This is a genomic window from Acidovorax delafieldii 2AN (genome assembly GCF_000175235.1).
GTDB classification, from domain to species: Bacteria; Pseudomonadota; Gammaproteobacteria; order Burkholderiales; family Burkholderiaceae_C; genus Acidovorax; species Acidovorax delafieldii_B.
In genome coordinates, this window is the sequence record NZ_ACQT01000284.1 from 1 (window position 1) to 4,337 (window position 4,337).

At 59.6% G+C, this 4,337-nt stretch carries 4 protein-coding genes; 2 read left to right on the top strand and 2 right to left on the bottom strand.

Annotated features, from left to right (window positions below):
- On the bottom strand, positions 1-931 hold a 931-nt coding region (locus tag ACDELDRAFT_RS25230; RefSeq protein ID WP_005799804.1), incomplete at its 3' end, for a hypothetical protein.
- Positions 932-1,838: 907 nt separating this feature from the next.
- Here ACDELDRAFT_RS25230 and ACDELDRAFT_RS19680 point away from each other — a divergent pair.
- Entirely contained in the window at positions 1,839-2,624 is a 786-nt protein-coding gene (locus tag ACDELDRAFT_RS19680) for a MetQ/NlpA family ABC transporter substrate-binding protein (RefSeq protein WP_005799805.1), read from the top strand.
- A gap of 240 nt (positions 2,625-2,864) precedes the next feature.
- Here ACDELDRAFT_RS19680 and nhaR read toward each other — a convergent pair whose 3' ends face one another.
- A complete protein-coding gene (gene nhaR / locus ACDELDRAFT_RS19685; RefSeq protein WP_005799806.1) occupies positions 2,865-3,761 on the bottom strand; it encodes a transcriptional activator NhaR in 897 nt (298 codons plus the stop codon).
- Between the two features lie 149 nt (positions 3,762-3,910).
- Between nhaR and ACDELDRAFT_RS19690 the strand changes: the two genes are divergently transcribed.
- On the top strand, positions 3,911-4,337 hold a 427-nt coding region (locus ACDELDRAFT_RS19690; RefSeq protein WP_005799807.1), incomplete at its 3' end, for an Rrf2 family transcriptional regulator.

The following is a 4,337-nucleotide window of genomic DNA, read 5'->3' on the forward strand; positions in this document are numbered from 1 at the left end:
TGACCAAACTGACCAGTGCCAGGAGAGCAAAATTCTGCTGGCCGACATCGTCGGCGCTCAGGTACTGGACCAAGCGCCGTGTAGTCAGCCGAAGGTCATCGGGCAGCAGCTGATCTCGGTGATGTAGGCCCAGTTTTTCTCCGAAGCTACAGAAGTCGGCCGCGGCAATCCGAGTTGAAATATCCGGAACACTCGACGGTTCGTCTTCCTCGATCTCATTCGCAAATTCAGCAGGGGCTATATCGGCTGGCTCATCGGCGAATTCGCGTGCCGGCGTCAGGACCGTCGTGGCTGTCTCAGCAATGCCATTCTTTGACAGACGGTGTTGGTTGGTTTGTGGTCCAATACACGAGGCGCGCGCGAGTTCCTGCAAGTGGGAAACAAATGCGAAAGTGGGACTGGTCGGCTCCATACTGTCCCGAATCGCTTCGAGTTCTTGCCTCGATCCAAGGTCGACAGCGAGCAGCTTTTTCCAGTCTGGGCTGCGTTGCCCTTTTTGTTGATGAGCTCGCCGCAGGGTAAGCAATCCTGTAATTAGCTGTGCGTGGAGAACTGATCGTTGTTCTGCTCGCTGTGCAATGGCCCGGCCGATGATTGCTGTGAGGGCGAACTCAACGCCCACCGTCGCCGAAGGCCCCCAGCCCAAAAAGCCCTTTAGAGGCTGAGATATTTCAAGTGGATGGTTCGATAGACGGACTGCCCATTTCTGATCGCTGGCAGCTATATTGCTGAGCGAACTGGCTAAATCGTCTGCAACGTGCAACCACTCCTGCAGCGGGGCGTCTGGCCACTTCACAGCTGCGGCCCTCAAACAAGCTCTGGCTACTGCCAGGGCTGGTCGTGCACCTTCGAGTGATACGGGGATGCCTACTGCGGCCAATAGTGCCTGCGCATCGGCGGTAATTGACGGGTGACCCGAGAATGTATCCATACAGGGAATTCTCGGGAGCACATCCCTTCAAATTGGGTCGAAAAACACCCGCATTTGTCGTAGTTCGCAGAAACTACTTCCCAATGGCCCCGATCGCCGTCTTTTGGCGCCGTGCGGGATGGATTTTCTGGCAGAGGCTGAGTGGTAGAGAACGAGCGAGTGCAAGCCCGAATGCCGATCGCTGAGTCTTTAGATGGGGCAAGTATGGTGAAGATGGGCGGCGGGCCACTAATGAGGCGGCGGCGATAAGGCTTGAATGCATGCCCAATGGTCGGGCGTAGGCCGATGCCAGTGAAGCAGCGCATGAAGCCCAGCGTGACAATTTTGGATGTAGAGAGGGGTCAATGGGGGCACTGTGTCACAGCTGACATCCCCATTTATAGAGGAGGAGCACGCACCCACACGATTGAAACCGAACGACCTACTCGTATGGTTTGTGGCCTCATAACCCAAAGTTCTCGCGCAACCAATAAAATCAAGCACTTAGCTTGTCGTCAAGGCCCACTTCGGTGGGCCTTTTTGTTTTGTGCCCAAGTTGTGCCCACGCTGTGCCTAAGCTGTGCCCATGAGTAATCAGGCAATCGTGATTACGACTGTTGATTTCCACGCAGAAGTGACCCACTAACCCCCGGTGGGTTACGGTTGCATGGAAATCAACAGTCGCCCAGACCAGCGCTTCCTCACATATCGCGGCGGTTCCGGTCAGCCTTCGAAACGCTCATGCAGGCGCGTGGACTCTCTACCGAAAGACGTGTCACGGGAACCCTTAGCGATCTTCTAAAAAACATAATTTTTATATGCAAATGAGACTAAAGAGCTGCCGAATCTTCCTCACTTCTATACGCTGCGGTGCTTTACGGGTTAACCCGTATGTCTAAGCACCACCACCTTTTAGAAAGAGCCACTCATGTTGAAGAAGACCTTGTCCGCGCTTGCCTTCGCCACCCTGGCCGTAGGGGTCCACGCAGCCGACGTGCTGAAAGTGGCCGCCACGGCTGTGCCGCACGCCGAGATCCTGAACTTTGTGAAGCCCCAGCTCAAGGCGCAGGGCGTGGATCTGCAGGTGAAGGAGTTCAGCGACTATGTGCAGCCCAACGCGGCGGTCGAGGATAAGCAACTGGACGCAAATTTCTTTCAGCACCAGCCCTACCTGGACAGCTACAACAAGGACCGCAAGAGCACTTTGGTGGCCGTGCCCAACGGCAAGGTCCATGTGGAGCCCTTTGGCGCCTACTCCAGCAAGATCAAGAACGTGAAGGACTTGAAGGACGGCGCCACCGTGGCCATCCCCAACGACCCCTCCAATGGCGGTCGTGCCTTGATTCTTCTGGCCAAGCAGGGCCTGATTGAACTGAAGGATCCCAAGAGCCTGACCCCCACGCCGCTGGACGTGGTGAAAAACCCCAAGAAGTTGAAATTCAAGGAGCTGGAAGCGCCTCTGTTGCCCCGCGCGCTGGCCGACGTGGACCTGGCCCTGATCAACACCAACTACGCGATCGAGGCCAAGCTCAACCCCACGCAGGATGCTTTGTTCATTGAGGGCGCTGATTCGCCCTACACCAACATCGTTGCGGCGCGTGCAGACCGTGCCAACGATGCCAACATCGCAAAGCTGATCAAGGCGTTGCACAGCCCTGAGGTGAAGAAGTTCATCCAGGACAAATACAAGGGTGCCGTCGTCCCCGCGTTCTGAGGAGTCCGCGGCAGACGGGAGCGCTACTGTGGCGATGGCGCTCCCTGCGGTGGATGTGCGGTGGTGCGGCCACCCAAGGGCTTGGCCTGTGCGGGCGTGGTGCAGGCAGTGCTTTGCCGAGGCATCTGCCTGTTACGGGGTGCATGAAGGGAACAGCTCCGTCCCAGAGGCTGACCGACGCTGGCCACCGGCCGTGCGACCCATCGGGCTCGCGGGACGCGCATGGTGCCAACCGCCGGCTCAATGCGCAAACAGCTGCGCCCGTGCCGCGCGGGTAATGGCGGAAACGCAGGGGTGCGTGATCCGGCGCTCCACAGATATGGCAAAAAACTCCTCCACGAGCTCAGCGGTCTTGCCCACCACCTCCACGCCAAACTGCGCAACGGTTTCATCTTCCAGCACGCTGGGCGAGGTGAAGACGCCGCGGCCCTCGCGGCCAAAGGCGTTCATCAGGGCGCTGTCATCGAACTCCCCGACGATGTGCGGCTGAAGCTGGTACTTGGTGAACCAGTGGTCCAACTGCTGGCGTACCGAGGACATGGGGCCCTGGATCAGCATGGGTGCGCCGTGCAAGCACTGTGGAAAAGGCCCGCGCAGTTGGCTGGCCAGCGCCGGGGCGCTGAAGAAGCTCATGGCACTGGTGCCCAGCGCGTGGTTGAAAGCCTTGACACCCACCTTCTTCGACACCGGCTCATCGGCAATCACCAGATCAAGGCGGTGCAGCGTGAGCTGGGCCAGCAGTTCCGGAAACTTGCCCTCGTGGCAGATCATGTGCACGCGGTCTGCCAGACCCAGGGCGGGTTCCAGCAGGTGGTAGGCAACGGGCTTGGCCACCGAGTCGGCAATGCCCACGCGAAATTCCAGCGTTCGGGCTTGTCCGCGTGCCAGGCGCACGGATTTCTCCAGTTCGTCCCCCAGCGCAAAGATCTGTTCGGCATAGCCCAGCGCCACCCGGCCTTCACTGGTTAACTCCAGCCCGCGGCCCCGCTTGCGGAACAGGTCGTGCCCCAGCCACTGCTCCAGTTGCTTGATCTGTCCTGAAAGGGTCTGCGGTGTGGTGTGGAGCTGTTCGCCAGCCCGCACCACGCCGCCGGCCTTGGCCACCGTCCAGAAATACTTGAGATGCTTGAAGTTCATCGCGGTGTCGCCATATTTCGAAAAAGCCGCAGTGTTTGTCTCGATAAAACGAATATACGCGAAGTGTCCGACCCACTACATTGGACCCATGGACCGGGCCAGGGTTGAAGCCCCAGGCCCGGAGGTATCAATGTTCACAAGGAGTGAAGATGCGAATTACCACCCGAGGCCAGCTGGCCGTGTCTGCAATGACCGATCTGGCCATGCGCCAGCACAAAGGACCCGTGGCGCTGTCCACCATCAGCGCCCGCCAGGGCACATCGTTGTCCCACCTTGAGCAGCTCTTCAGCGCACTCAAGAAGGCGGGACTGGTGGACAGCACGCGCGGCCCTGGCGGCGGATATGCCCTGGCCCGCAAGCCCGAGCAGGTGTCGGTGGCCGACATCGTCGTGGCGGTCGAGAACCAGCGGGTGGCCGAGGAGGCCGCCACCCGCGGGCCGGCGCAGATGGTGTCGATGACCGGGTCGCTCTGGACGGCGTTCAATGCGCAGGTGCTGGCCTACCTGCAGTCGGTGACCTTGCGTGACCTGGTGGCAGAGCAGCTGGCGCGGGGCGTGCGGGTCGAGTCGCCCGTGG

What these genes read in the sequence shown, in the direction of transcription:
- ACDELDRAFT_RS19680 (WP_005799805.1), top strand. Translation starts at nt 1,839, where the DNA reads ATGTTGAAGAAGACCTTGTCCGCGCTTGCCTTCGCCACCCTGGCCGTA.
- nhaR (WP_005799806.1), bottom strand. Translation starts at nt 3,761, where the DNA reads ATGAACTTCAAGCATCTCAAGTATTTCTGGACGGTGGCCAAGGCCGGC.